Here is a 25,032-nt window from a genome sequence, read left to right on the forward strand (position 1 = left end):
AGCCGTTCCTTTCGCTGCGCGGTGTTCAAGGAATAGTCCGCCGGGAAGACCATTTGTCCGTGAGCAGCGCCGCCACCGGAACCACCGCGAGTGCCACGCCGAAGCCGCCTAGCGTGTCAGTCGGGTAATGCGCGCCCATTGTTACCTGCGCCCAGCCCATCGCGGCCCCGGCGAGCACGACCACGAAGACCAGCAGTGTCGAAGCCCACGCGGCTCGCAGCCGTCCGAAGAAACCGAGTGCGACGGTGAACGTCAAAGCGGTCACGAATCCGGTGTGCCCACTGGGATAGGACAGGAATTCGCCGTGGATGAACCGGCCGGTCAGCGGTTTCAGCCCGCTGGTCAGGCCGACCGTGAGCACCACGGACACCACCCCGGCGATCGCCGTCCGCAGGCGCCGGAAGTACAAGCACGCGCCGAGGAACAGGACCATGACGACGATCGAGCCGAGAGGCTCGCCGACGAAGTCGATCACCACCGCGATGGTCCACCAGGGGTCGTCGGACCAGGCGAGCGCGTCGACCAGGACGGCGTCGATCCCGGTCGCCTCGGACGTGCCCGCGTACATGAGCAGGAGCACGAGGGCACCGAGGAAACCGGCGACGGCGAGGACGAACGCGGTGGGGCGCAGCACCGGCGGCAGGGCCGGGGGTGCCGCCAGTACGCCCGGTTTCACTCCGCGGCCACCTGCTCCGCGGCCTGGATCGCTCCCTCGTACCCGGAGATCAACCGATCGAGGCCGACCTCCGGAGTGAATTCCTGTTCGTAGACCAGTCGTGCGGCCTTACCCAGTTCCCGGTTCCGTTCGACGTCGCCGACGATCTCCCGCAGCCGCCGCGCGAGCGACTCCTCGTTGCCGGGTTCGTGCAGCAGCCCGGTGACGCCGTCCTCGACGAGTTCGCGGAAGGCGCCGTGCGCGGCGGCGATCGTCGGCACGCCGGCGGCCATCGCCTCGACGACCACGAGCCCGAACGTCTCCAGCCATTCGGACGGCGCCACCGCGACGGCCGCGCGGGTGACCAGTTCGGCGCATTCCGCCTTGGTCCGCAGGCCTTCGTAGCGGACGTCGTCGCGGCCTTCCGCCCAGCGGGCGACCTCGTCCTGCATCGGACCGGTCCCCGCGATCACCAGCGGCATCCCCAGTCCACCGGTCGCGGCGAGCCGGTCCCAGGCCCGCATGAGCAGGCCGATCCCCTTCTCCGCGGTGATCCGGCCGAGGAACAGGACGTGCTCGCCGGTGCCGGTGCGCCTGATCCCCGGATCGGTGACGAAGTTGTACTTCACCGCCATTCGTTCGGCGGGCATCCCGGCGGCGATCAGCACTTCCCGCTGGGCACGCGAGATGCAGAAGAACCGCGAGACCCCGGACCACCAGCGACGCCGGTTGAACATCAGGCTCGCCGCCATCGGCACGGTCGCGACGCTCGAACCGCGGTAACAACCGTGCCGCACCGCGGGCACCGGCGTCCGGCCGACGCAGTCGGTGCACACCTGGCCGTCGCGGTACAGCGTGCCGGGCGGACAGATCAGCGTGTAGTTGTGCACGGTCGCGACGGCGGGCACGCCGACGTCGGCGCACGCCGTCAGCACCGACGGCGAAAGCAGCGGGAACGTGTTGTGGATGTGGACGACGTCGGGCCGGTCCTCGGTCAGCCGCCGGACGAGGTCCGCGCGTACCGCCCGGTTCCACGGAACCTGGAGCGGGACGACGGCCTTGCGCGGCAACGACATCGCGGAGATGTCGTCACTGCGTCGTTCGAACAGGCCGACGTCGTGCCCGGCGTCCGCGAGTAGCGCGACCTCCTGGTCGACGACGTTGTTCTCACCGCTCGGTTGTTCGGACCGGTAGCGGTTGTGGACCACGAGGACCTTCACGCAGGCTCCTTGGCCGGGATGAACTTCTTCTCGACGACGGTTTCGGACGGCGACCGCACCAGCAGTGAGGCCGCCAGGGCCAGGTGCAGGAGGTACGGCGACGCGTCGCCGAGTCCCGCTTCGGTGTAGGACGCCGAAATGCAGTAGGTGATCAGGAAGATCGCGCAAGCCCTGGACAGTGACGGCGGCCGCAGGGCGGCGACGACGATCAGCACGAGCATGAAGGCCGCGACGATGGCGATCCCGACGTAGCCCTGTTCGTGGTAGACCGCGAGCCAGCTGTTGTCGATGGGCAGGCCGATGTAGGACTTGTTGGTCAGCCCGACGCCGAACAGGTACTCGCCGAGGGTGCGCGGGTCGGACAGCAGCGCGTCCCAGACCTTCGCCCGGCCGGTGAGGCTGGAGAAGTTCTCCTCGCTCTGGCCGCGCAGGAACCAGGCCTGCAGCAGCGAGCCGAGGGCGACCGCGACGACGGCGCCGGCGAGCCCGACGACGGCGAACACCTTCCGTGCCCGCGCGCTGGACATCCACAGCGAGAGCAGGGCGATCAGGACGCCGGCGATCAGGCCGAGCATCGCCGTGCGGGTATGTGTCAGCAGCAGGATCGCGAACGACGGGACGATGACGATCAGCGCGTTCAGCCGGTCTAGTTCACCGCCGAGCCACAGCAGCACGGTGAGCCCGATGACGACGGCGGCGTACTGCCCGACCTGCGGCGGGGTGAGCGGCCAGATGGTGCCGGTGAGGCGGCCGCCGTACTCCTCGGCCAGCGCGATCCCTGGTGACGCCGCCAGCCCGACCACCACCGTCACCAGCACCACGGAGTAGGTGCGGATGTGGTGCCGGACGAGCCTGATCCCGCCGTCCCACCACTGGGTCAGGAGCCAGAGGGTGGCGACGAACAGGCCGAACCGGAAGCAGCGGAACAGTGCGCCGTAGCCGACTTCGAGGTTCAGGCTCGCCATCAGGCTGAGCACGACCAGGACGGTGAGCAGCAGCAGGTACGCGCTCGGCCTGATCCGGAGCCGTGCGTTCAGCACCAGCGCGACGCAGAACGCCAGCACCAGCGAGCCCATGGTGACCAGCTGGATCACCGACCGCGGGATGGGGATGACGGTCGTCGCGCCGGTGGAGCCGAGCGTGTTGAGGATCAGCAGCGCCCAGACGAGCGCGACCGCCTTCGGCATGTCCGGCGACTGTGAGGGACGCTCCCCGCGCGGAAGATGCGGGAAGCGTCCTTTTCGGACGGTTTCGTACCGCATGTCAGCCTCCCCCTTGCCGGGTGTAGGTGGATCCGGCGTCCTGTTTGTACGGGCCGCCCTGCCATTCGCCGATGCCCAGGCTCCGGCTCGGTTCGAAGGCGATGAAGTTCCATGGTCCGGCATAGGTGTTGTCGTGCCACCTGTTGCCCTGGTCGAAGGTGATGGCCTGCTGGACGACCTCGCCCTTGTACGGCGACCAGTCCGGGTAGGTGCCGAAGTTCGCCAGGACGGCCATCCGCGCGCAGGTGTTCTCGCAGCCCGCGACGGCGGGGTCGAGGACGAACCGGTTGTGGTGGATGTCGACGCGCTGCGTCTTCCACCGGCAGTCGTCGTACAGCGCGCCGGACGCGATGGCGGGCCGTGCGCAGGTCTCGTGCGACGGCACCAGCCGCGTGCAGGCCCCGGACGACGTGTTGGCCGGACTGTTGCAGAACCGGTCGGAGTTCTCCCACAGGGTGATCCCGTTCCAGTTGTTCTCGAGCACGTTCCCGGCGATCTCGACCTTGTCCGTCCGCGCCTTCACCCTCGGCTCGCCGCCGGATTCGGAGATGTAGATCGCCGCGACCGGGAAGCTGTCGCCGCGATCGATGTAGTTCTTGCCGTCCACCCCGTTGTTCCGGCGGACGGTGTTGCCGCGGATGACGGCGTTGTAGCTGGTCTCGTACATGATCGCGGTGCTGTCGTTGCCTTCGACGAGGTTGCCCTCGATCAGGAAGTCGTTGTTGTTCGTGTCGGCCCAGAGCCCGACGCCGCGGTTGTCGTGCACCCAGTTCCCGCGGATGTCGGCGCCGTCGACGGACCAGAACTTGACGCCGCCGGTGCAGCCGCAGCCGTCGACCTTCCGTTCCCAGTCACCGGTGTTGTTCCCGGTGATCTCGTTGCCCTCGACGAGGAGTCCGGTGATGCCGTTCTCGCCCTCGTAGGCGTTCATGCCGTACTGCCCGTTGTTCCGCAGGCAGTTCCCCCGGACCTGCTGCCGCGCGCCCGCCATGAGGCCGGCGCCGTCGTTCTCCTGCACGGTGTTGTGCTCGATGACCCAGCCCGGGGCCGAATCGTGGTTGACCACGCCTTCGTCGCGCGGGGCCACGAAGCCGCGCACGGTGAGGTACTGGATCTTGACGTCGGCGGCGCTGCCGGAGAAGGCGTACTGGTTGATCTTCCGGCCGTCGAGGATCGCGCCCGGCGCGCCGAGATAGACGTTGCCCGCCTTCGGCTGGACCTGGTCGAACCGGTCGTCGCCGAGCCGGTGTGTGCCCGGGGCCAGCCAGAACGTCGTCCCCGGTCCGCCCGTCCTCGTCTTCGCCACGAGATCACCCGGCACCGCCGGATCCACCGTCACCGCTCCCGCCGGTGCCGCCGCCGGACCCGGCGGCAGCTTGTCGCACACCTGCGCCACCGCCCCGGACGGCGCCTGCGCCGGATCCGGTGGTTTCCCCGCCTCGTCGCCGGGGTCGGAGGTGCAGGAGGCCAAAACCGTCGCGGCCAGCAGGACCGGCAGGACGACTCGGCGGATGCGGTGCGGTCGGACCGTCACAACGTGGGTTCCTCAGGGTCGAAGGTGAGCACGGTGGCCAGTTCGGTCGACGCGGTGCCGGTGCCGAGCAGCGTCCACGCGGGCTCGCGGCGGCCGAATCCGGCCGAGTACCAGCCGAGCGGCGGGGTGCTCTCCCCGCGATGCGCCGACCACCTGAGCTGGGAGGGCAACTCCATCGAGGCGCCGCGCTCCTGGCCGTCGACCGTCCAGGACAGCTTCGCGGTCCCGCCGGTGACGGTGACCTCCACGGCAGGCCCGAAGTGGAACGCGAGACGGCACGGACGCGCCTCACCGCCGCGGACCTCGTCGAGAATCCGCAGCTCAGCGCCGTCCAGTTCCACCGAACGCCGGTGGATCGCCGGTGCGTACCCGTCGTGCTCGGCGCTCCAGCGGGTCGGCGTTCCGGCGGCGATCACCTTGGTGACCGCGTGTTTCGTCCACAGGAACGGGCCACCCGAGACGGACTGGTCGGTTCCGCCGAGTTCGAGCGTGTTGTGCCCGGCCGTGGACCGGAAGTACGACCGCCACTTCGGTTCCCCGTGGTAGCAGTAGGTTCCGGGGTCGGCGAGGATGTCGACGCCGTCGTGCCGGACCTCGACCGAGAGCGCGTCGGCGTGCGCGTGCGCGGCGATGGACAGGAAACCGTGCGGCCCGCCGTCGCAGCGGCACCAGACGTCGCCGTCGCGCAGGATGGTCGTCCCGGCGTCGGCGAAGTCGTCCCGCCGTCGCACCGGACGCGCGGCACCGACCTGGACGTCCTTGGCCAGCGCGGAGAACAGCGGCGTCCGGACGTCGCCCTCCCGGACCTCGGGCCACCAGTCCAACCGTCCGAAAAGGGCTTCCCCGGTGTTGAGCAGCGAAGCCCAGCGACCGGTCTCGTCGCCGTCGACGATGAGACCGAAGCCGTCGTCGGCGTCGCCCTGTCTCGGCGGTCGCAGCCTGTTGTCCACAATGGACGCGAGTGCGTCGGTCATCCGGAGCAGCACGAGCCACGTCGACTCGGGAACGGCGACGCCGGCGGCCTTCGCCTCCAGCGCACCCGCGAGCCCGAGTTCCAGGACGAGCCCGTGGTATTCGGTGGCGAGCTCGCGGTTGATCCCGGAGTCGAAGGTGTTGTGCGCCAGCATCTTGTCCAGCGACGCCAGCGCGGCGTCCCGCCACTGGGCCGATTCCGGGAACCAGTCGAACGCGCAGGCGGCGGCGAGCTGCCCGGCGTCCTCGGCGATCACGTGGTTGTTGGCCGACGAACCCCGGCTGGGGAACGCGGCCAGCCAGCGCTGATGGTGCCAGATCTGGTTGAGTGCCACCGGATTGTCCTCGAACAGCGCCGGCGCCTCCGCCCAGCCGTCGAGCAGCCGCCGGACCCACACCCAGGACAGCAGCCGGATGCCGAGTTCGATCCCGCTGACCCAGTGCACCCCGCGCATCGGCGGATTGGCCGTCCACCAGGACCTCAGGTGCGCGGCGACACGTTCGGCGTACCGGTCGTCGCCGGTCAGGGCGTACGCGGCGGCCAGCACGGTGAGGTGCTGATGCCGCGACGGCTCCCAGATCTGCTTGATGTCGCCGACGGCCTCCTCGCTCCGGTACGGGATGTCGAAGGAGTACACATCGGACGGTGCGCGCCGCCCGGTCTTCGGGTCGCGCGACCAGTCCGGGTCGACGAGGTCGTCCCGTTCGACGCCGAAGTATTCGGCGTGCCCGTCCATGAGCCGATCCGCTTTGTCCAGCAGGTCCTTCAACGCGTCACTGGAGACGGTGGCGAGGACGGCTTCACCGGGGACGCGCGCGAAGGCGCGGTCCGGCAGCCAGGCCGCCTTGTCCCCCGCGACCCCGCGCCACTGGCGTTTGCGCACGACGTCGGTGACCCGGCCCGCGATCTCGGCGGGCCCCATCCGCGACAGTCTTCGCAGGTACCAGGACGGATCCATCAGCCGATTCCTTCCTTGGCGTTGATCCGCACCGGCACACCGGTCTCCAGGCTGCGGTTGACCGCGAGCGTGGCCAACGTCGTCGAGACGAGCGAGTCGACCGAGACCGGCATCGCGACGCCGGTCTTCAGCGCGTTGACGAAAGCTTCGAGCTCGGCGGCCTGGCCCTTGTCACGGCCCTTGGGGATGCGGGAACTGGCCCACTTCTTGCGGCCGAACACCGACGCGCGCGCGAAGTCGTCGAACTTCAGCACCTTGCCGTCGGCGGTGACGTCGATCGTCTCCTTCGGGAACGCCGCCGAACCGCTGGTGGTGTAGGCGATCGACGCGGTCGAGCCGTCCGGGTAACGCAGCAGGATCTGCAGGTCCTGGTGGCCCGGCGTCGCGGTGGCGTACACCGAGACCGGGTCGGAACCGAGCAACCAGCTCACCGTGTCGATGAAGTGCCCGCCCTCACCCGCGAAGCGCGAACCCTCGCTGTCGGCCTGGTTGTACCAGCTGTTGGCGTCGAGCTGACCGGCGTTGACCAGGTACCGCACCGAAGCCGGGCCGATCCTCGGCCCGAAGTGGACGACCGATTCGTTCAGCAGCGGGGCGAACCGGCGGTTGAAGCCGACCTGCAGCCGGTCGTTGCCGGACTCCTCGATCGCACCGAGCACGATCTCGAGTTCCTTCTCCGAAAGCGCCAACGGCTTCTCGACGAAGACGGCCTTGCCCGCGAGCAGCGCGCGCCGGGTCAGCTCGGCGTGCGAGCTGTGCCGCGTCACGATGAACACCGCGTCGATCGACGAGTCGCCGAGCATCGTGTCGAGATCGGTGGTGGCGCGGGCGAAGCCGAACTTGCGCTTGGCGTTCGCGCCCGAGAGCGCGGAGGTGGTGACGACCTCGGTGAGGTGGACGTTCTCCATCTCGGCCAAATGCGGCAGCAGCATCGAGGACGCGTAGTTGCCCGCGCCGATGAACCCGATCCGCACGGCGCCGGGCTTCGGCGCCACACGGGCGGTGGCGGTCTTCGGCACGGCGACCGAGGTGACAGCCTGCTCGGCCGCGCCCGCCGCGTGCTTCTCGTACTCGAACAGCACGGCGACGGCCTTGAGCTCGCCCTCGTTCAGCTTCCGGTACGTCTCGACGGCGTCGGAGAAGTCCGAGACGTGCGAGATCAGCGGCTCGACGTCGAGACGGCCGCTGCCCATCAGGTCGACCACGCATTCGAGGTTACGGCGCTCGGTCCACCGGACCTGGCCGATCGGGTAGTCGCGGCCCTCGAGTTCGTACTCCGGGTCGTAGCGGCCGGGTCCGTACGAGCGGGAGAACCGGACGTCGAGTTCCTTTTCGTAGTACGCGTTCCACGGCAGGTTGAGCGAGCATTTGCCGATGTCGATCACCCGGCCGCGGTCGCGGGCCAGCTTCGCGGCCAGCTCCACCGGCTCGTTCGTGCTGCCACCCGCCGCGAGGTAGACCTGGTCGACGCCGTGGCCGGCGCTGATCTCCGCGACCGCGGTGTCGATGACACCGGATCCCGGATCGCCGCATTTGAGCGCGCCGAGCTGCTCGGCCAGCGCGCATCGCGTCGGGTCCGGGTCGACACCGACCACACGGACACCGGAAGCGACCAGCAGCTGCACGACCAGCTGACCGATCAGGCCGAGCCCGATGACCAGCGCGATGTCGCCGATCTGCGGCTCGCCCTGACGGACACCCTGCATCGCGATCGAACCGACCGTGCCGAAGGCGGCGTGCCGCGGGTCGACGCCGTCGGGCACCTTGGAGTACAGGTTCTTGGGCACCCAGTTCAGTTCCGCGTGCAGCGCGTGCTCGTTTCCGGCGCACGCCACGTAGTCACCGACGGCGACGTCGTGGATGCCGGCACCGACCTCTTCGACGACACCACACAGCGAGTAGCCCAGCGGCGTGTAGGAGTCGAGCTTGTTCATCGCTTTGCGGTAGGTGGCGCCGAGCCCGTTGGTCGCGACGCTCTGCATCACCTTCGCGACCTGGTCCGGCCGCGCCTTCGCCTTGCCCACCAGGGAAAGGCTCGCCTCGGACACCTTCATCATCTCGGTGCCGGTGGAGATCAGCGAATAGGCGGTGCGGACCAGCACACCCCCCGGTTTGCACGCGGGGACTTCGACGTCGAGGAGCGCCAGCTCCCCGCTCTTGTAGTTCTGCACTACCTGCTTCACGTCGCTCCTAAGCGCTTCGGGCCGAAATGGCACCGCGATACCAGTACTCGAGGGTCAAGATGTGCCAGAGGTGCTTGGACCGGTCCTGCTGCCCGGACGCGTCTTCGTCGACGAGCCGTTGCAGGGCCTCACGACGGAGGAACCCGGCCTTCACCAATTCGCCTTCGTTCGTCACCTCGCGCACCAGGGGCGCGAGGTCGCGGCTCATCCAAGCCCGCAGCGGTGCGCTGAACAGACCCTTCGGCCGGTGCACGATCTCGGCCGGGAGGATCGACAACGCCGCTTCCTTCAACGCCATCTTCCCTTGGCGTTTCACGATCTTCTTGTCGCCGGGGATCCGGAACGCGGCCTTGACGACCTCGATGTCGACGAACGGCGTCCGCACCTCGGTGGACGCGGCCATACTGGACCGGTCGGTGTAGGCGAGGTTGAGCCCCGGCAGGAACAGCCGGGAATCGGCCAGGCACATGCGGTTCACGAAGTCGGTCAGCGTGTTGTCGTGATAGGTGTCCGCGTGCTCGGTGATCACGTCGTCGACGGCGCCCGCGAGGTCCGGGTTCAGCAGTCCGACGAGCTCCGCCTGGTCGTACATCGTGTAACTGCGCCGGAAGGCGGTCTCCTCCGGCAGTTCCGCGAACGAGAGGAATCGCTTGGCGAAGCGGACCGACCGGAATCCGCGCTTCGACGTCGCCACCGGCAGTCTGTCCACAACGGACTCGATCGGACGGCGGACCAGTCCCGGAACCCGTTGGTACTGCACGGCGATCATGTTCGCGAGATGCTTGCGGTATCCGGCGAACAACTCGTCGGCGCCCATGCCCGAAAGCATCACCTTGACGCCGGCCTCGCGGGCGGCGGTGCAGATCAGGTAGCTGTTGATCGCCGCCGGATCGCCGATCGGCTCGTCGAGGTGATAAGTCATCCGCGGCAGCAGATCCAGCACCTGCGGCGCGATCTCGATCTCGTGCAGGTCGACACCGAACTTCGCGGCGACCTTCTTCGCGTACATCAGGTCGTCCGGCATGGCCTCGAACTTCGCGTCCTCGGCGCGGAAACCGATGGTGTACGCGGAGATCCCCGGCTGCTCACGTGCGGCGAGCGCGGTCAGGTAGCTGGAGTCGAGCCCGCCGGAGAGGAAGGTCGCGACCGGCACGTCCGAGATCAGGTGCTTGCGCGTGGAGTCCTCGATGACGGCGTTGAGATCGAACTCGCCCTCGTAGGCGGCGCCTTCCTCGGCGACCTGACGCAGCGACCAGAAGGTGCCGCGCTCCCTGTCACCGTTGGGCCGGAACCGCGCCCAGCTGCCCGGCGGCAGCTTCTCGGCCTCGGAGAACGCACAGCGCCCGTCCGGAACCCAGTAGTAGAGCAGGGAAGCGACGAGGGCGGTGTCGTCGACGGTCAGTGACCCGCCGAGTTCCGCGGCCAGCGCCTTCAGCTCCGACGCGAACGCGACCCCCTTGCCCCGGCGCACCAGGAACAGCGGTTTGATGCCCAGCTGATCCCGGACCAGGACCAGTTCGCCGGAGCGTTCGTCGAAGACACCGAACGCGAACATGCCGCGCAGCCGGTGCAGGCCTTCGGTGCCCCACTTGCGCCAGGCTTCCAGCAGGACCTCGGTGTCGGACGTCCCCCGGAACCGCACACCCGTGGCTTCGAGTTCCTTCCGCAGCTCCGGCGCGTTGTACAGCTCGCCGTTGTAGGTCAGCGCGAGGCCGTCCTTGACCATCGGCTGCGCGCCGGTCTCGGTCAGGTCGACGATCGAAAGCCTTCGGTGTCCTAAGTGGACTTCCCCCTCGCCGGCCCGGTGGTCGTACCGGCCCGAACCGTCCGGTCCGCGGTGGGCGAGGGTTTTGGTGAGCCGATCGGTGAGCGGTCCCCCGTCCGGCCAGAAATAGGCCCCTGCGATGCCGCACATCTGATGAGCTCCCTTACTCTAAAAGTGAACCCGCGACCGCGACCGACGTCGGCAGGGCGCCGGCCGGCAGTTCACGTCCCGTATGTCTGAAGAGGCGCCCTGCCACCGCGGTAGCGGGGCCTTCGGCCGGGGCGGGTTCACGCGTGTCGTCCCTTCATCGAGTTGCGCCTCTGCTCCGCCATCCGTCCCTCACAAGGCTTCGGCGTTATCAGGTGAAACAGGCGCGAATCGTTTTGTCGGCTGATCGGCGTTGTTCTCGTGCTCTTCGGGCCGCTTGTACGGCGTCGGCGGACGACGCCGGGCGGCCTTCTTGTCCTTGGCCGGTTCGAGCACCCGCTCGACCGACTTCTGCTGCCCCGGCTTCTCGGGCGGAGCCACCGCGAGCCGCCGCACGGTGGGCTCGTCGTCCGGGAACATCTCCACCGGCTTCGGGGGCGGACCGACCGGCTTCGGATGCGGCTGGCGATCGAGCCTCGGCTGCGGACGGCGTACCGGCTCCGGAGCCCGGACGGGCATCGGGGCGCGTACCGGCTCCGGCGCGCGTTCGACCACGACGACCTGGCGTTCTCGGCGTTCTTCCACGTCCACGCCCCGGCCACGCAACGCGGTGTGCAGGCCGTCCCACAGAGTGCCGTCGGTGTGGTCGCGCGGATCCGGGTCCACCAGCACGACCCCGACGATCGGGATCCGCCGCTCGGCCAGCTGACGTGCGACCGTGTGCAGCCATTCGGTGTTCGCCTGCCCGGCACGCAGGACGAGGATCGCCTCCGCGCCGAGGTGTTCGAGGTTCGTCCAGGCCGTCCCCGGCTCGATCGAACCGACACCGATGCGGCGCTCGCCGGGAACCGCCGGCTCGTCCTTCTCCAGCACACGGACCGGGCCCTGGCCCACCTGCGCACGCAGGTTCGCCTTCGGCAGTTCGTCGATGAGCGCGACAGGGCCCTTTTCGCCGAGTTCGGCGGCGATGTCGAGGGCCAGTGCGGCTGTCGTCGTCCGGGCGCCGAGGTCGAGCAGCGAGACCGTCCCGTCTTCCTTGCGGATCGTGCGGATCAACGTCGTCGCGACCCGTTTGCGCTGTTCGAGCGCGCGAGCCTTCCTCAACCACCGCGGCGGTCTGGGCAGCTGGGCGATCACCGAAGCGCCGAGATGCCGCGAGATCTCGCGGCGCAGCACCGGCCGGTCCTTCACCACACTGCTGATGGCGGCCAGCACGAGCCCGAGCAGCAAGCCCAGCACCAGGCCGATGCCGGCGGCCGTGCCGGTGGTCTTGAGCAGCGAACGCGGCAGGATCCTCGGCGTGTCCATGACCTGGGTGCCCGCGCCGACCTTGGGCGTGCCGATACCCGCTTCCTGCGCGCGCCCGTCGTAGTCGGAGATCTTCGACGTCAGCTCCGCGCGGCGCGAGTACAGCCGCTCCAGCTGCGCGGGGTTGGCGTTCCGCTTCGCCTCTTCGGCGACGATGTCGGACTGGATGGTGGTGAGTTCGGTCTGCGCCTGGTTGCGCTGGTCGAGCAGGGCCTTCTGCTCGGCGGCCGCGGCCGCCTGGGTGCGCGCGACGTACTCGGCGATGAAGGCGTCGGAGATCGCCTGCGCACGGGCGATGGCGTCGGCGCCGTCCTTGCCCTTGACCGTCAGCTCGAGGACGTTGTTCGTCACCCCGAGCGCCGTGTAGTCCTTGAGGAACTCCTCCGGCGCCTGCGTGCTGTTCAGTTTCTTGAGCGCGTCGGCCGCGATCTTCGTCGTCTGCACCACGGCGACGTCGGTTTCCATCAGCGTGCCGCTGTCACTGGGCGAATCGTCCGCGTGGACGACCAGGATCTTCGCCACGGCCGTCGGCGGCGAAGGCAGGAACGTCGCGACGAGCCCGCCGACGATCAACCCGGCCAGCGCGGTCGCCAGCCACAGGCGACGACGTCGCCGGACCGAGACCACGAGCCGCTGGAGGTCGATGAGCGGTTCGGTCTTCTCTTTTTCGGCGGTCGTCACGATGTACCTGCCAGTGCTTCTCGATCGGTCTCGGCGGGCTTGGACGGCTTGGCCGCCCGGCTGCGGGTCGGCCGGACGGGGCGGATCAACGCCACCCCTTCCACGGCGAGCCCGGCGTCGGCGCAGGCTTCGGCGATGCCGACCAGCTCCCACGCGGTACGCGTCCCCATCCCGAGCACGACGAGTACCCCGTCGGCGTCGGTGTCCTCCACGACCGGCCGCCCGGGGGCCACCGTGACCACGGTGAACCACCGGTCGGCCAGCTCGGCGATCTCGGCGGCGGCCGTCCGCGCGGCGTGATCGCCGTCGGCCACCAGCACCAGCAACCGCCGCTGCTGCAGCTTCGCCACCAGCCGGCGGTAGTGGACGTCCCCGTCGATCTCGTCGGGGAAGACGTCCACGCGATGGATGTTCCACGGCTTGTCGTCGCCGAGAAGCCTGCCCCGCAGGCTTCGCTGTGCGTCCGGATCCGGCTTGTCGACGACGTCGACCGTGGCCAGCACGGGTCCGCCGACCGCCGCGCCGATCTCCTCCTCGTCCCGCAGCCGCCGGTCGGTGCGCGCGGCGAACAGGTGACCGAGAAGGCCGAACACGAAGAACAACGCCGCGCCGCCGAGGGCGAGCTGCGGCAGCGTCGGCGACGCCGCCGAAGTCGGCCGTTCCGCCGCACCCATCACGACCATGCTGCCGAGACCGCTCGCGGCGTCGGTGGCGTTGAGGGTGGACATCGCCTGCTCGATCGACGAGCGCAGCGCCGCCAGTTCGGTGCGCAGCTGGACGGTCTCGACCGTCGTCGTCCCGTCGGAGACCTTCTCGGTCAGCTCGCTGATCCGCTGGTTCGTCTGCGCGACCTGCTGGCGTAGCGTCTCGCGACGCTCGTTCGCCAGCTGGACCGCGGAATCGCCGGAGCTGGTGAGGATCTGCGTCGAGTACTTCACGAATTCCTGGGCGACCTGATCCGCGACCTGCTGGGCGTGTTCGGCGGAGTCGTCGGTCGCGGCGATGGTGATCACGTTGCCCTGCGCGACCGAAGTGGAAACCCGGTCGCGCAGGTCGAGACCGGTGCCCCGGCCGAGTACGGCGGCCGCGCGGTCGAGCACGACCGAACTGGTCGCCACCTCGGCCTGGGTGAGCAGTTCGTCCGCCTCGCGCGGCCCCTGGAGCAGGACGCTGGACGTGGTCCGGTAACCCGGCGAAAGGATCAACGACGATCCCGCACCCACCAGGGCACCGAGGACGGCGAGGACCAGCAAGGTCCGCCATCGCCCGCGCAGAACCTGTCCGATCATGGACAGGCGCACCGTGTCGTCAGTCAAAGCCGGGATCTCCCATCGGTGCGTGTGCGCACCGCCGCGAATGGCGTAACACCAACCCCGTCGGACTGATCGCGGTGTTGGTTACAGGATTGCCCGAGTCTTGTTCAAAACGCGACCGGGAAGTCGATCAACGGGACGCGGCCGCATAGGCCGCGAGCAGGGCTTTCTGGGAGTTCTCCCAAGAGAGCGGACCGGCGACGCGCGCCTGCCCCAGCTCGCCCATCTCGGCCCGCTGTTCCGGCGAGTCGAGCAGATGCGCGATCAGCTTCGCGAACTCCGGTTCGTCGTTCGCCGGGGCGTACAGCGCGGCCTCCCCGGCCGAAACACGTGCCTCCCTCAGCTCGAAGGAGACGATCGGACGGCTCATCGCCATGTACTCCATGATCTTGTTCATGGTCGACACGTCGTTGAGCGGATTCAGCGGGTCCGGCGACAGGCAGACGTCGGCCGCGGACAGGTACCGCACGAGATCCTCGTCGGAGATCCGGCCGGTGAACTCGACCTGATCGTCCAGCTCGAGTTCCTTGGACAAGGCGACCATGGCGTCGAAAGCATCACCGGAACCGATGAACACGGCATGCCAGTCGGTGCGGCCGACCTCGTCACGCAGCGACGCGAGCGCGCGCAGGGCGTAATCGACGCCGTCCTGCGGACCCATCACGCCGAGATACGCCAGCAGATGCGGTTTGCCCTTCTTCAACCCGGGCTCGGCCGGGACCTGGTGGAACCGCTCGACCACCGGCGCGCTGCGCACGACGAAGACGTCGTCCGGCGACTTGCCGCCGCGCTTCACCGCGACTTCCTTGTAACTCTCGTTGGTGGCGATGACGACGTCCGCGGTCTTGTAAGTGCGGCGCTCCAGCGCGCAGACCGCGCGGTACAGGAAGTCCTCGCCGCGGTTGAAGCGAGAGAGGTACAACTCGGGGCAGAGGTCGTGCTGGTCGAAGATGAACTTCGCGCCCTGACGCTTGAGGTACAACGCGACCAGGAACAGCATGTCCGGCGGGTTGCAGGCGTGCACGACGTCGATCTTTCCGCTCTGGCCGACCTTGCGGGCCAGCCGGAGCGTGTGCCACAGCGCGGATCCGTACTCCTGGACGTAGCCGGCCGGACCGCCGGTGGCGGCCTTCAGCGGGTATCGCAGGATGTGGACGCCGTCGATGGTGACTTCGGCCTCGGTGTCCCGTTTCGTCCCTTGTGGACAGATGACGTGGACTTCCCAGCCGGCGTCGCGAAGCGTCTGGCATTCCTGCCAGACGCGGCGATCGAAGGGGACGGAAAGGTTCTCGACGAGGATGAGAGCTTTACCAGGCAAGACCGACATATCCCTCTTCAGCCCGGCGCTTTTCGGCATCGGGTACGCGGACGAGATCGATGATGGTGTGGCCGCCGCCCGCCGGGAGCGCCGCGAGGACGTCCGGGTCGTTGCAGCCGATGAGGGAGACCTCGGCGTGGTCCAGGACCTCGCCGATGGAGCCGGCCAGCAGCTGCCCGAGATGCGGCAACCTGCCCTCGATGTACTCGCGGTTCGCGCCCATCAGCCGCGAAAGGCTGACGTTGGCGTCGTAGATGCGGAGGTCGTAACCCTTGCCGAGGAGACGCTCCGCCAGCTCGACGAGCGGGCTCTCGCGGAGGTCGTCGGTGCCGGGTTTGAAGGAGAGGCCGAACAGCCCGACCTTGCGCTTACCGGTGCGCACGACGAGGTCGAACGCGCGCTGGAGGTGCTCTTCGTTGGAGGGCAGCACATGCGAAAGGATCGGGACGGCGACGTCCGCGCGATGCGCGGCGTAGACCAGGCCGCGCAGATCCTTGGGGAGGCACGAGCCGCCGAAGGCGAACCCGGGGCGGAGGTAGGCGGGGCTGATGTTGAGCTTGCGATCGGCGAGGAAGACGTCGATCACCTGGTGCGAGTCGAGCCCCAGCGCACGGCAGATCGCGCCCAGCTCGTTCGCGAAGCCGATCTTGAGCCCGTGGAAGGAGTTGTCGGCGTACTTCGTCATCTCGGCCACCGGGATCGCGACCCGGAAGACCTCGCCGGGAAGCCCCTCGTAAAGCGCCGCGACGACGTCACCACTGGCCGGGTCGAGCTCGCCGATGACGGTCTTGGGCGGGTCGAAGAAGTCCTTGACGCTGCTTCCCTCGCGCAGGAACTCGGGGTTCACCGCGACGCCGAAGTCGACACCGGCGGTGAGGCCGGACGACTTCTCGAGGATGGGGACGAGCAGGTCCAGACAGGTACCCGGCAGCATCGTGCTGCGGAAGACGACGGTGTGCCTGCTCGTCTTGTCCTTGAGCGCCTCGCCGATCTGCTCGGCCACGCGCTCCAGGAACGCCGTCGACAGGCTGCCGTTCGGCGCCGACGGGGTACCGACGCAGATCAGGGAGACATCGCTGTCCGCGATCGCCTGTCTCACGTCGGTGGTGGCTCTCAGCCTGCCCGCGGCGACCACCTCGGCGGTGAGCTCACCGATACGTTCCTCGACCACCGGCGCCTTGCCGCTGGAGATGAGGTCGATCTTCACCGGGTTCACGTCCACCCCGACGACCTCGTGCCCACGCCCCGCCAGGCACGCCGCCGACACACAACCGACGTAACCGAGCCCGAAGACACTGATCTTCATGACGATTTCCTCCAGCCGCTTTCCGCTGCCCGTTGGTCGGCCGAAGCCCGCCGTTCGTTACCGGCGTCCACCGTTCGCCATCTTTTGGCGGAATGCCTGTGCGGCAAGGGAATTACGCATCGCTCGAAGGCCCCGAAACGCTACACGCGAGGCGTAACAATCTCGTGAGTGATTTGGGTCGTTAGAACGACCCAAATCACTCACGAGGTCTGCACCGAGGACACGTCGATTCCCGCCCTCCGGCCGGGTCCCAGCCCTCGCGTACCAGGACCTCCCTGACCTCGGCGGCGACAGCGCACGGTGAGGTCCGGACGTCGTGCCAGCCGTAGACGAGCCGGGCACGGCCTGCCAGCTCGGCGGCGTTGTCCCGACGGCGATCACGGAACGCGATACTCGCCATCGCATGGGTCGCGCGGCCGTCGAGACGAACGGTCAGCCGAGCTCCTTGAGAGTCGTAGGTCACGTCTTCCCAAAGCGTCTTGCCATCGACTTCGAACGGTGTCTGGTTGTCCCCGGCCGGCAAGCCGTGCTCCTTCTCGACCTCTTCCTGATATTCGACCTCGAGTGCCGACATCAGCCCGTTCCGCACCAGGTACAGCCCCCGCAGAATGGCTGCCCGGTAACGAAAAGGTGGCTGGAGTGCGACGCAGGTGTCCATCGCGGAAACCTCCACCCGGCTCCGGCTGACCAGGTCGACGATCGTGTTCGTGGCCTCCCTCGGGGTCCGCTGGGAGACGGCCAGGTCGACGATCGTGTCGGTGGTCCGCGTCCGAGGTGGCCGCGTTTCGACAGCCGTGTAGTCCAGGGCGCGCGAGCGATGCACGAGGACCATCGGTGGTTGCGAGACCGCCGAACCGGTGTAGGGGACCGTGATTTCGATCGGCCCCTCGATAACCGGGACGAGATTCCATTCTTCCGCCGCGGTGCGATGACTCAGGATCGCGCGGCCACCTCCGTAGAGAACCGCCGCGTGGAGTTTCGCGGTCCGGGACAACTCGCCGGTGAACGTGGCGATGACACCGGGAAGCACGATCCGCCATCGGCCGGCGTCGATATTGGCCCGCACGTCGGACGGAGTGTGCCGGTAGGCGCGAAGTTGGGCCCTGCTGACGATTCCGTGTTGCTCTTGCAGCAGGACCGGCCAGCTGGGGCGAAGTTCGGCCGGGATCGACTCTTCAGACCATCGGGTGTGAATAGGCACCCTTCGACGATCGCCGCCGAAGGAGTGCCGTGGGGAACATGGAGAGAATCTGTGGATAAAGGGGACGGTTGTGGATAACTGGGGTCGTGAGTGATTTGGGTCGTTAGAACGACCCAAATCACTCACGAGTCCTTCAGTTGCTCTGCACGAACTTCGCCGCCAGACCCTCCCCCACGGAGGTCGCCTTTCCGTGGTCTTCGATCGGCGACACCTTCGAGTTCTTGAAGCAGATGTAGGTGACGCCCGAGTCGACGCCGCCGTTCGCCGGGTCCGGGTTGATGCCCAGCGACTTCGCGGTCGCGTAGGACGCTTCGCCGATGATGTCGTTCGGGCCGGTGTCGCCGATGACGGTGTAGAGCACCTTGTTGTTGTAGATCACCGCGCACGAGCCGGCGCCCTTGAGGCCGGAGTTCCCGAAGTTCCACGTGCTGCTGACGCTCGGCACGACGATGTACGGCGTCTGGTCGGCGATGAGCGCCTTGCCGTCGGAGCGCGGGAACGCGGTGTCGGGGTAGAACCACGGGTCGGTGTTCTCGTTGCATCGCGCGGTCGGCTGGCCATCGCAGTCGATGTCCATGTCGGCCTTCCAGAACACGGCGCCGTTCGCGTCGCAGACCGAGATGGTGCGGCCGGTTTCGCTGTCGGTCTTGTATTTGCCGTTCGAGATCTGTTTGCAGCCGTTGGTCTTCGCGAGCAACTGCTGCGCTGTCGGACCCGCCTCGACAGAAGCCGGAGCCGGTGAAGCCGCCGCCGTCGCCGCGGGGGCCAGTCCTGCGGCCACCACCATCACCGGGAACAGGAGCAATTTCCGCATACCGCACCCCTTGGTCAGTAAGACTTCCTTACCTCAAGGGAGGATGCTGCCGTCAACGATCGGACTCAAGGGCTGACGGGGTGTTGTTTTCCCACCACGCAAAGAAAATCGGTCAAAACTGGGCAAGCCTGGCGACCCGCGCCATGAACCGTCCCGCTCGGCGGTACAGGCCGTCCCGTTCACCGAGGACACCGTCGAGCCACGCTTGATCGACGTCGTGCCGGACTTCGGTCCGCGGCTGCAGCCAGCCGTCGCTCGACGCGGCGCCGCCTTCGTTCGTGTAGACCCGCATCGCGCCGGAACGCCGGAGCCGGCTGAGCACCCGCCGGTCGTAGGCGCCGAACGGCGGCGCGTACGACCGGACCGGTTCCCCGCTCAACTCCGCGAGCAGCTTGGGCGCAACTTCGAGCTCGCGCCGCGCGTGCCTGCCGTCGAGCCGCCGCCAGTCGCGGTGCTCCCAGCCGTGCGAGCCGATCGACATACCGGCCTCGACGAGACGGCGGAGTCCGGCGGCGTCGAGGAAGCCCCGCTGGCCGATGCGTCCGGCCAGCGGGAAGAACTCCGCCGTGAGATCGCGCTCGACCAGCCGCGGCAGCGCGATGTCGACGTCGGACGAGTTGCCGTCGTCGAAGGTGAGCCGGACGTCTTCACGTCCGGTCACCGAGTCCAGCACCCGTTCGAACTGCTCGACGGTCACCCAGCTCTCGTTCTCGCCCGGGTCCAGCGCGCGCACGGGCCTGCCCACGCCGCCTATCGCCAGGATCACCATCCGCGCCTCATTCGGGACCGAGTGTGTTTCCCGATTAATCGCGTTGGCGAATGGAGTAGTTACACGATCCTGCAAGGTGTCCACGAACGGATTACTTGCGAATCTCCAGGGTGCAGCACTTCGGGCCGCCGCCGGCCTTCCTGAGCTCGGAGATGTCGACGAAGACGACCTCGTAGCCGCGTTCGGTCAGCCGAGCGGCCAGACCGGTCGCCTCGACCGGCAGGACGACGTTGCGGCCGTCGGAAACCCCGTTCAGCCCGAAGCACTCCGCGTCGGCCCGGTTCGCGATTACCGCGTCCGGGAACATCCGCTCCAGCACCTTCCGCGACCCGGCCGAGAACGCCTCCGGGTAGTAGGCGATCTGCGCGGGCGTGGCGTCGGTGGCTTCGGCGAGCACGAACAGCGCCGTGTCGAGGTGGTAGTAGCTCGGGTCGATCAGCCGGAGCGAGACGACCGGGACGCCGAGGACCTCCTGCGCCTCGGCGTGCGCGGCCGGGTCGGTCCGGAAGCCGGTGCCGGCGAGCAGGACCTTGCCGGTCCAGGCGAAGTCGCCTTCGGCCTCGTTGATCTTCTCGGGCATGGTGATGTCGCGGTAGCCGTGCTCGACGAACCAGCGGCGGAAGTGCTCCGCTTCGGCGGTGCGCTGCGGGGCGCGGAACCGGGAGCCGAGGACGCGGCCGTCGACGACGGTGCCGGAGTTGGCGGCGAAGACCATGTCGGGCAGGCCGGGCTGCGCGTCGATCTCCTCGACGGTGTGGCCGAGGCGTCGGTAGGTGTCACGGAGTTCGGTCCATTGCGCCATCGCGGTGTCGACGCTGACCGGGACGGAAGGGTCCATCCACGGGTTGATGACGTAATCCACCGCGAAGAATCGCGGCGGGCACATGAGGTAGCGGCGCGTCGTGGGCACACGGGGCTGCTCTAGTACCGGCATACACGAAGGGTAAGGCTCACCTAATTCCGCAATCAATCGCTGTTCGCTGCGCATATACCTGCTAAACATTGCGTGTGAACACCATCGACCAGCGAATCGTTTCATGTCTGATGGCCAACGCGAGGTCCAGCTACGCCGACATCGGGAAAGTCGTCGGCTTGTCCGCGCCGGCAGTGAAGCGGCGGGTCGACAGACTGCTCGAAACCGGGGTCCTGCGCGGCTTCACCGCGGTCGTCGACCCCGAGGCACTGGGCTGGGGAACGGAGGCGTTCGTCGAGGTCACCTGCAACGGCAACATCACCCCGGCCCGCATCCGCGCCCGGCTGGAGCCGCTGCCGGAGGTCGTCGCGGCCTACACCGTCTCCGGCGCCGCCGACGCGATCGTCCATCTGCGCGCGTCCGACATCCACCACCTGGAGACCGCGCTGGAGCGGCTGCGTGGACTGGAGATCGTCGACCGCACGGTGTCCACCGTCGTTCTCTCCCGGCTGCTAGAACGTCCGCCAACCCCCGAGGCGTGAACCTTTCCCAGCCGTTACAACGTCCGCCAACCCCCGAAGCATGACACCCTCGAGGCCGTGACCGATCAGATCCGCTCCAGCCATGACGGCGGCGTCGCCGTGCTCACCATCGACGCGCCCGCGACCCGCAACGCCCTGACCCTCGACCTGTCCGCCCAGCTGGCCGACGCCGTCGCGCGCGCCGAGGCCGACGAGAGCGTCCACGCGGTGATCATCACCGGGGCGCCGCCCGCCTTCTGCGCGGGCGCGGACCTCGACACCCTCGCTGCCGCGAAGGAGGACGGGCTCCGCGCGATCTACGACGGCTTCCTCTCGGTTGCGCGGTGTTCCCTGCCGACGATCGCGGCGGTGGGCGGGGCCGCGGTGGGCGCCGGACTCAACCTCGCGCTCGCCGCCGACGTCCGCATCGTGGGAAAAAGGGCGAAGTTCGTGGCCAGATTTCTCGAATTGGGTGTTCATCCCGGCGGCGGGATGACGTGGATGATCCAGCGGCTAGTCGGTCCGCAGAAGGCCGCGGCGATGACACTCTTCGGCGAAGTCGTCGGCGCCGAAGCCGCTGTAGAAGCCGGACTCGCGCTCCGGCTCGCCGAGGGCGATCTCCTCGAAGCGGCCCGTGAGCTGGCACAACCCGCCGTCGAAGCTCCTCGCGACGTCCTCCTCGCGACGAAGCGCACCCTCCGGCACACCGCGACACTGACCGACCATTCGGCCGCCGTCGACGCCGAGATCGAGCCGCAGCTGACGTCGCTCACGGCGCCCGCCTTCGCCGAACGGCTGGGCTGGCTTAAAGCCAGAATCAGCGGCCAGTGACCGACTCTCGAGCAGACTTCACTACGCTATAAGGAGATACGGCTCACAATCGAGCGGCATCGTTAACCGTTACCATCGGTAACACATAAACCGCAAAACCCCCGCTCAGCGACGAGCTCAGGACACTCGAGAAGTAGGTCAAGGCCGTACTTGCGGCAACCTGGGAAGTGTCACGAGGACTAACCTCGGGACAGGACACCTGTGACCTGGCCGACATCGCCGGGCGAGGCGTCGGACACCCGGCATTGCCGGGACCGCGCACGTCGGGAGAGAGGGATTCCCTGACCTATGAGCACGAGTGCGAACGGCAACGGCTCCTTGTCGGCCGTCCGGCCCACCGAGGTCGCCAAGCTGGACCGGGTGGTCATCCGGTTCGCCGGTGACTCCGGTGACGGCATGCAGCTGACGGGGGACAGGTTCACCTCGGAGGCCGCGGCCTTCGGCAACGACCTGTCGACCATGCCGAACTTCCCGGCGGAAATCCGCGCGCCACAGGGCACCATCCCCGGCGTCTCGAGCTTCCAGGTGCACTTCGCCGACTACGACATCCTGACGCCGGGAGACCGGCCGGACGTGCTGGTCGCGATGAACCCCGCCGCGTTGAAGGCGAACCTCGCCGACGTCCCGACAGGTGGGACGATCATCCTCAACACCGACGAGTTCACGAAGCGGAACCTGGTCAAGGTCGGCTTCGAGAACGACCCGCTCGACGACGACACCCTTTCGGCCTATCAAGTCCACCGGGTGGCCATGTCGACGTTGACCAGAGGCGCGCTCGAAGCGACCGGACTGTCCAAAAAGGACGCCGAACGCGCGAAGAACATGTTCGCGCTCGGGCTCCTCTCCTGGATGTACCACCGGCCGACCGAAGGCACCGAACGGTTCCTGCGCGAGAAGTTCGCGAAGAAGTCCGACATCGCCGAGGCCAACATCCTGGCCTTCCGCGCCGGCTGGAACTACGGCGAGACGACGGAGTCGTTCGCGACGACGTACGAGGTCGCGCCCGCGAAGCTGAACCAGGGCACGTACCGCCAGATCACCGGGAACACCGCGCTGGCGTACGGACTGGTCGCCGCCGGGCAGCAGTCCGGCCTGCAGATCCTGCTCGGCACGTACCCGATCACCCCGGCGTCGGACGTGCTCCACGAGCTGTCCAAGCACAAGAACTACGGCATCCTCACCTTCCAGGCGGAGGACGAGATCGCCGGCATCGGCGCGGCGCTCGGCGCCTCCTACGGCGGTGCACTGGGGGTCACCTCGACCTCCGGTCCCGGTGTCGCGCTGAAATCCGAAGCCATCGGCCTCGCGGTGATGACCGAACTGCCGCTGGTCGTGATCGACGTCCAGCGCGGCGGTCCGTCCACCGGCCTGCCGACCAAGACCGAGCAGGCCGACCTGCTGCAGGCGATGTTCGGTCGCAACGGCGAATCCCCGGTGCCGATCATCGCGCCGCTGTCCCCCGCGGACTGCTTCGACGCGGCGCTGGAGGCCACCCGGATCGCGCTGAAGTACCGCACCCCGGTCTTCCTGCTCTCGGACGGCGCGATCGCGAACGGCTCCGAGCCGTGGCTGATCCCGGACGTCGAGACGCTGCCGGATCTGCGGGTGGAATTCGCCACCGAGCCGAATGCCGAGGACGATTCCGGGGAATTCTGGCCATATGTACGCGACCCCGAGACCCTCGCCCGCGCGTGGGCGATCCCGGGCTCCGCCGGTCTGCAGCACCGCATCGGCGGGCTGGAGAAGGCCGACAAGACCGGCCACATCTCCTACGACCCGGACAACCACGAGAAGATGGTCCGCCTGCGGCAGGCCAAGATCGACGGCATCGACGTCCCCGACCTCGTCGTCGACGACCCGAGCGGCGGCAAGGCACGGGTCCTGGCGCTGGGCTGGGGTTCTTCCTACGGGCCGATCGGCGCCGCGTGCCGCCGGGTCCGCAAGGAAGGCATGCCGATCGCGCAGGCGCATCTACGGCACCTCAACCCGTTCCCGGGCAACCTCGCTGACGTACTCCGTTCGTACGACACCGTGGTCGTCCCTGAAATGAACCTCGGCCAGCTTTCGATGCTCTTGAGGGCCAAGTACCTCGTGGACGTGAAGTCGTACACGAAGGTCGCGGGGCTGCCCTTCAAGGCCGAGGAGCTGCAAGGCGTGTTCACGGAGATCATCACCAGTACGGAGGCGGCGAAGTGACTCCGCCGACGTTCTCTTTCCCGCGGAGGCGGCATGACTACTGTTGACCTGGGGATTCCTAGTCTTCTCGGCGGCTTGGACCTCGTGCCCACCGAAGCCGAGCCGCAGAAGGCCAAGGACTACAAGTCGGACCAGGAGGTCCGCTGGTGCCCCGGCTGCGGCGACTACGTCGTGCTCAACGCCGTCCAGTCGTTCCTGCCGACACTCGGCCTCAAACGCGAGAACATCGTGTTCATCTCGGGGATCGGCTGCTCGTCGCGGTTCCCGTACTACCTGAACACCTATGGCATGCACTCGATCCACGGCCGCGCGCCGTCGATCGCCACCGGGCTCGCGACCGCGCGACCGGACCTTTCGGTATGGGTCGTCACCGGTGACGGCGACGCGCTGTCCATCGGCGGCAACCACCTGATCCACGCGTTGCGGCGCAACGTGAACATCAAGATCCTGCTGTTCAACAACCGGGTCTACGGTCTCACCAAGGGCCAGTACTCACCGACGTCCGGGCAGGGCATGGTCACCAAGTCCACCCCGATGGGCTCGGTCGACACCCCGTTCAACCCGCTGTCGCTGGCGATCGGCGCCGAGGCGTCGTTCGTGGGCCGCGCGCTCGACTCGGACCGCAAGGGCCTGACCGAGGTACTGGAGGCCGCCGCGAAGCACCGCGGCTCGGCGCTGGTGGAGATCTACCAGAACTGCCCGATCTTCAACGATGGCGCGTTCGACGTCCTCAAGGACAAGGACGAGGCCGCCAGCAGGCTCATCCCGCTGCGGGCGGGTGAGCCGATCAGGTTCGGGCCGCAGAGCGAATTCGGCGTCGCCCGCGGTGGCTGGGGCGGGCTCGAGGTCGGCAAGGTCGCGAACATCGGCGAAGAGAACCTCGTCGTGCACGACCCGACGATCGAGGACACCGCGTACTCCTTCGCGCTGTCGCGGATCGGAGACCAGAACCTGAACCACGTGCCGACCGGCATCCTGCGGCAGGTCGAGCGGCCCACCTACGACGACCAGGCACGTGCCCAGGTGGAGGAGGCCCGCGCGACGCGCAAGCCCGACCTGCAGGGGCTGCTGCGCGGTAAGGACACCTGGACCGTCGTCAGCTAGCTCCCGCTTCGGCTCCGAGATGCAATGAACGGCCCGTTACTGGCAAATTTTGCCAGTAAC

The 25,032-nt window shown here is 68.1% G+C and carries 19 protein-coding genes; 4 read left to right on the top strand and 15 right to left on the bottom strand.

Annotation, left to right across the window (positions count from 1 at the left end; translation table 11 throughout):
- Positions 1 to 25 precede the first annotated feature (25 nt).
- The 15 genes from H5J31_RS08195 to ddaH all read right to left on the bottom strand — a co-directional run bounded on the left by H5J31_RS08195 (position 26) and on the right by ddaH (position 20,341).
- Complete coding sequence (locus tag H5J31_RS08195; RefSeq protein WP_181771858.1) at positions 26 to 676, bottom strand: phosphatase PAP2 family protein; 651 nt, start codon at positions 674 to 676, stop codon at positions 26 to 28.
- Positions 673 to 1,875 (bottom strand): glycosyltransferase family 4 protein, encoded by a 1,203-nt coding sequence (locus tag H5J31_RS08200; protein WP_181771859.1) that lies wholly within the window; start codon positions 1,873 to 1,875, stop codon positions 673 to 675. The genes H5J31_RS08195 and H5J31_RS08200 overlap by 4 nt, the downstream gene beginning before the upstream one ends.
- Positions 1,872 to 3,062 (bottom strand): O-antigen ligase family protein, encoded by a 1,191-nt coding sequence (locus tag H5J31_RS08205; RefSeq protein ID WP_181771903.1) that lies wholly within the window; start codon positions 3,060 to 3,062, stop codon positions 1,872 to 1,874. Before H5J31_RS08205 ends, H5J31_RS08200 begins: the two co-directional genes overlap by 4 nt.
- Before the next feature lie 76 nt (positions 3,063 to 3,138).
- Positions 3,139 to 4,671, bottom strand: coding sequence for a right-handed parallel beta-helix repeat-containing protein (locus tag H5J31_RS08210; protein WP_181771860.1), 1,533 nt, complete (start codon positions 4,669 to 4,671; stop codon positions 3,139 to 3,141).
- Positions 4,668 to 6,602 (bottom strand): heparinase II/III family protein, encoded by a 1,935-nt coding sequence (locus H5J31_RS08215; protein WP_181771861.1) that lies wholly within the window; start codon positions 6,600 to 6,602, stop codon positions 4,668 to 4,670. Before H5J31_RS08215 ends, H5J31_RS08210 begins: the two co-directional genes overlap by 4 nt.
- Entirely contained in the window at positions 6,602 to 8,785 is a 2,184-nt protein-coding gene (locus H5J31_RS08220) for a bi-domain-containing oxidoreductase (protein ID WP_181771862.1), read from the bottom strand. The genes H5J31_RS08215 and H5J31_RS08220 overlap by 1 nt, the downstream gene beginning before the upstream one ends.
- Positions 8,786 to 8,792: 7 nt before the next feature.
- Entirely contained in the window at positions 8,793 to 10,700 is a 1,908-nt protein-coding gene (asnB, locus tag H5J31_RS08225; protein WP_181771863.1) for an asparagine synthase (glutamine-hydrolyzing), read from the bottom strand.
- A gap of 189 nt (positions 10,701 to 10,889) precedes the next feature.
- Positions 10,890 to 12,686 (bottom strand): Wzz/FepE/Etk N-terminal domain-containing protein, encoded by a 1,797-nt coding sequence (locus H5J31_RS08230; protein ID WP_181771864.1) that lies wholly within the window; start codon positions 12,684 to 12,686, stop codon positions 10,890 to 10,892.
- A complete protein-coding gene (locus H5J31_RS08235; RefSeq protein ID WP_181771865.1) occupies positions 12,683 to 13,975 on the bottom strand; it encodes a GumC domain-containing protein in 1,293 nt (430 codons plus the stop codon). The genes H5J31_RS08230 and H5J31_RS08235 overlap by 4 nt, the downstream gene beginning before the upstream one ends.
- Before the next feature lie 154 nt (positions 13,976 to 14,129).
- Positions 14,130 to 15,326 carry a glycosyltransferase family 4 protein gene (locus tag H5J31_RS08240; protein WP_181771866.1) on the bottom strand — a complete coding sequence of 399 codons (1,197 nt, stop codon included), beginning with the start codon at positions 15,324 to 15,326 and terminating at the stop codon, positions 14,130 to 14,132.
- Positions 15,307 to 16,623, bottom strand: a complete 1,317-nt coding sequence (locus tag H5J31_RS08245) for a nucleotide sugar dehydrogenase (protein ID WP_181771867.1) — start codon at positions 16,621 to 16,623, stop codon at positions 15,307 to 15,309. The genes H5J31_RS08240 and H5J31_RS08245 overlap by 20 nt, the downstream gene beginning before the upstream one ends.
- Before the next feature lie 196 nt (positions 16,624 to 16,819).
- Positions 16,820 to 17,824, bottom strand: coding sequence for a hypothetical protein (locus H5J31_RS08250; protein ID WP_181771868.1), 1,005 nt, complete (start codon positions 17,822 to 17,824; stop codon positions 16,820 to 16,822).
- A gap of 133 nt (positions 17,825 to 17,957) precedes the next feature.
- Positions 17,958 to 18,638 (bottom strand): glycoside hydrolase family 75 protein, encoded by a 681-nt coding sequence (locus H5J31_RS08255; protein WP_181771869.1) that lies wholly within the window; start codon positions 18,636 to 18,638, stop codon positions 17,958 to 17,960.
- A gap of 112 nt (positions 18,639 to 18,750) precedes the next feature.
- Positions 18,751 to 19,407: a polysaccharide deacetylase family protein gene (locus H5J31_RS08260; protein WP_181771870.1), complete on the bottom strand. Its 657-nt coding sequence runs from the start codon at positions 19,405 to 19,407 to the stop codon at positions 18,751 to 18,753.
- A 91-nt stretch (positions 19,408 to 19,498) separates the two neighbouring features.
- On the bottom strand, positions 19,499 to 20,341 hold the full coding sequence (gene ddaH, locus H5J31_RS08265) for a dimethylargininase (RefSeq protein ID WP_181771871.1): 843 nt from the start codon (positions 20,339 to 20,341) through the stop codon (positions 19,499 to 19,501).
- Between the two features lie 74 nt (positions 20,342 to 20,415).
- Between ddaH and H5J31_RS08270 the strand changes: the two genes are divergently transcribed.
- The 4 genes from H5J31_RS08270 (at position 20,416) to H5J31_RS08285 (ending at position 24,972) form a co-directional block, all read left to right on the top strand.
- Positions 20,416 to 20,862, top strand: a complete 447-nt coding sequence (locus tag H5J31_RS08270) for an Lrp/AsnC family transcriptional regulator (protein WP_037308316.1) — start codon at positions 20,416 to 20,418, stop codon at positions 20,860 to 20,862.
- Positions 20,863 to 20,919: 57 nt separating this feature from the next.
- Entirely contained in the window at positions 20,920 to 21,672 is a 753-nt protein-coding gene (locus tag H5J31_RS08275; RefSeq protein ID WP_181771872.1) for an enoyl-CoA hydratase, read from the top strand.
- 288 nt (positions 21,673 to 21,960) lie between these two features.
- The gene (locus H5J31_RS08280) at positions 21,961 to 23,868 is read left to right on the top strand and encodes a 2-oxoacid:acceptor oxidoreductase subunit alpha (protein WP_181771873.1); all 1,908 of its coding nucleotides are present in this window, start codon (positions 21,961 to 21,963) and stop codon (positions 23,866 to 23,868) included.
- Between the two features lie 33 nt (positions 23,869 to 23,901).
- Positions 23,902 to 24,972, top strand: a complete 1,071-nt coding sequence (locus tag H5J31_RS08285; protein ID WP_181771874.1) for a 2-oxoacid:ferredoxin oxidoreductase subunit beta — start codon at positions 23,902 to 23,904, stop codon at positions 24,970 to 24,972.
- Positions 24,973 to 25,032 lie beyond the last annotated feature (60 nt).

Source organism: Amycolatopsis pittospori, assembly GCF_013870525.1.
GTDB lineage: Bacteria > Actinomycetota > Actinomycetes > Mycobacteriales > Pseudonocardiaceae > Amycolatopsis > Amycolatopsis pittospori.

What these genes read in the sequence shown, in the direction of transcription:
- ddaH (WP_181771871.1), bottom strand. Translation starts at nt 20,341, where the DNA reads ATGCCGGTACTAGAGCAGCCCCGTGTGCCCACGACGCGCCGCTACCTC.
- H5J31_RS08285 (WP_181771874.1), top strand. Translation starts at nt 23,902, where the DNA reads ATGACTACTGTTGACCTGGGGATTCCTAGTCTTCTCGGCGGCTTGGAC.
- H5J31_RS08205 (WP_181771903.1), bottom strand. Translation starts at nt 3,062, where the DNA reads ATGCCGAAGGCGGTCGCGCTCGTCTGGGCGCTGCTGATCCTCAACACG.
- H5J31_RS08235 (WP_181771865.1), bottom strand. Translation starts at nt 13,975, where the DNA reads ATGATCGGACAGGTTCTGCGCGGGCGATGGCGGACCTTGCTGGTCCTC.
- H5J31_RS08280 (WP_181771873.1), top strand. Translation starts at nt 21,961, where the DNA reads ATGAGCACGAGTGCGAACGGCAACGGCTCCTTGTCGGCCGTCCGGCCC.
- H5J31_RS08260 (WP_181771870.1), bottom strand. Translation starts at nt 19,407, where the DNA reads ATGGTGATCCTGGCGATAGGCGGCGTGGGCAGGCCCGTGCGCGCGCTG.
- H5J31_RS08240 (WP_181771866.1), bottom strand. Translation starts at nt 15,326, where the DNA reads ATGTCGGTCTTGCCTGGTAAAGCTCTCATCCTCGTCGAGAACCTTTCC.
- asnB (WP_181771863.1), bottom strand. Translation starts at nt 10,700, where the DNA reads ATGTGCGGCATCGCAGGGGCCTATTTCTGGCCGGACGGGGGACCGCTC.
- H5J31_RS08255 (WP_181771869.1), bottom strand. Translation starts at nt 18,638, where the DNA reads ATGCGGAAATTGCTCCTGTTCCCGGTGATGGTGGTGGCCGCAGGACTG.
- H5J31_RS08245 (WP_181771867.1), bottom strand. Translation starts at nt 16,623, where the DNA reads ATGAAGATCAGTGTCTTCGGGCTCGGTTACGTCGGTTGTGTGTCGGCG.
- H5J31_RS08215 (WP_181771861.1), bottom strand. Translation starts at nt 6,602, where the DNA reads ATGGATCCGTCCTGGTACCTGCGAAGACTGTCGCGGATGGGGCCCGCC.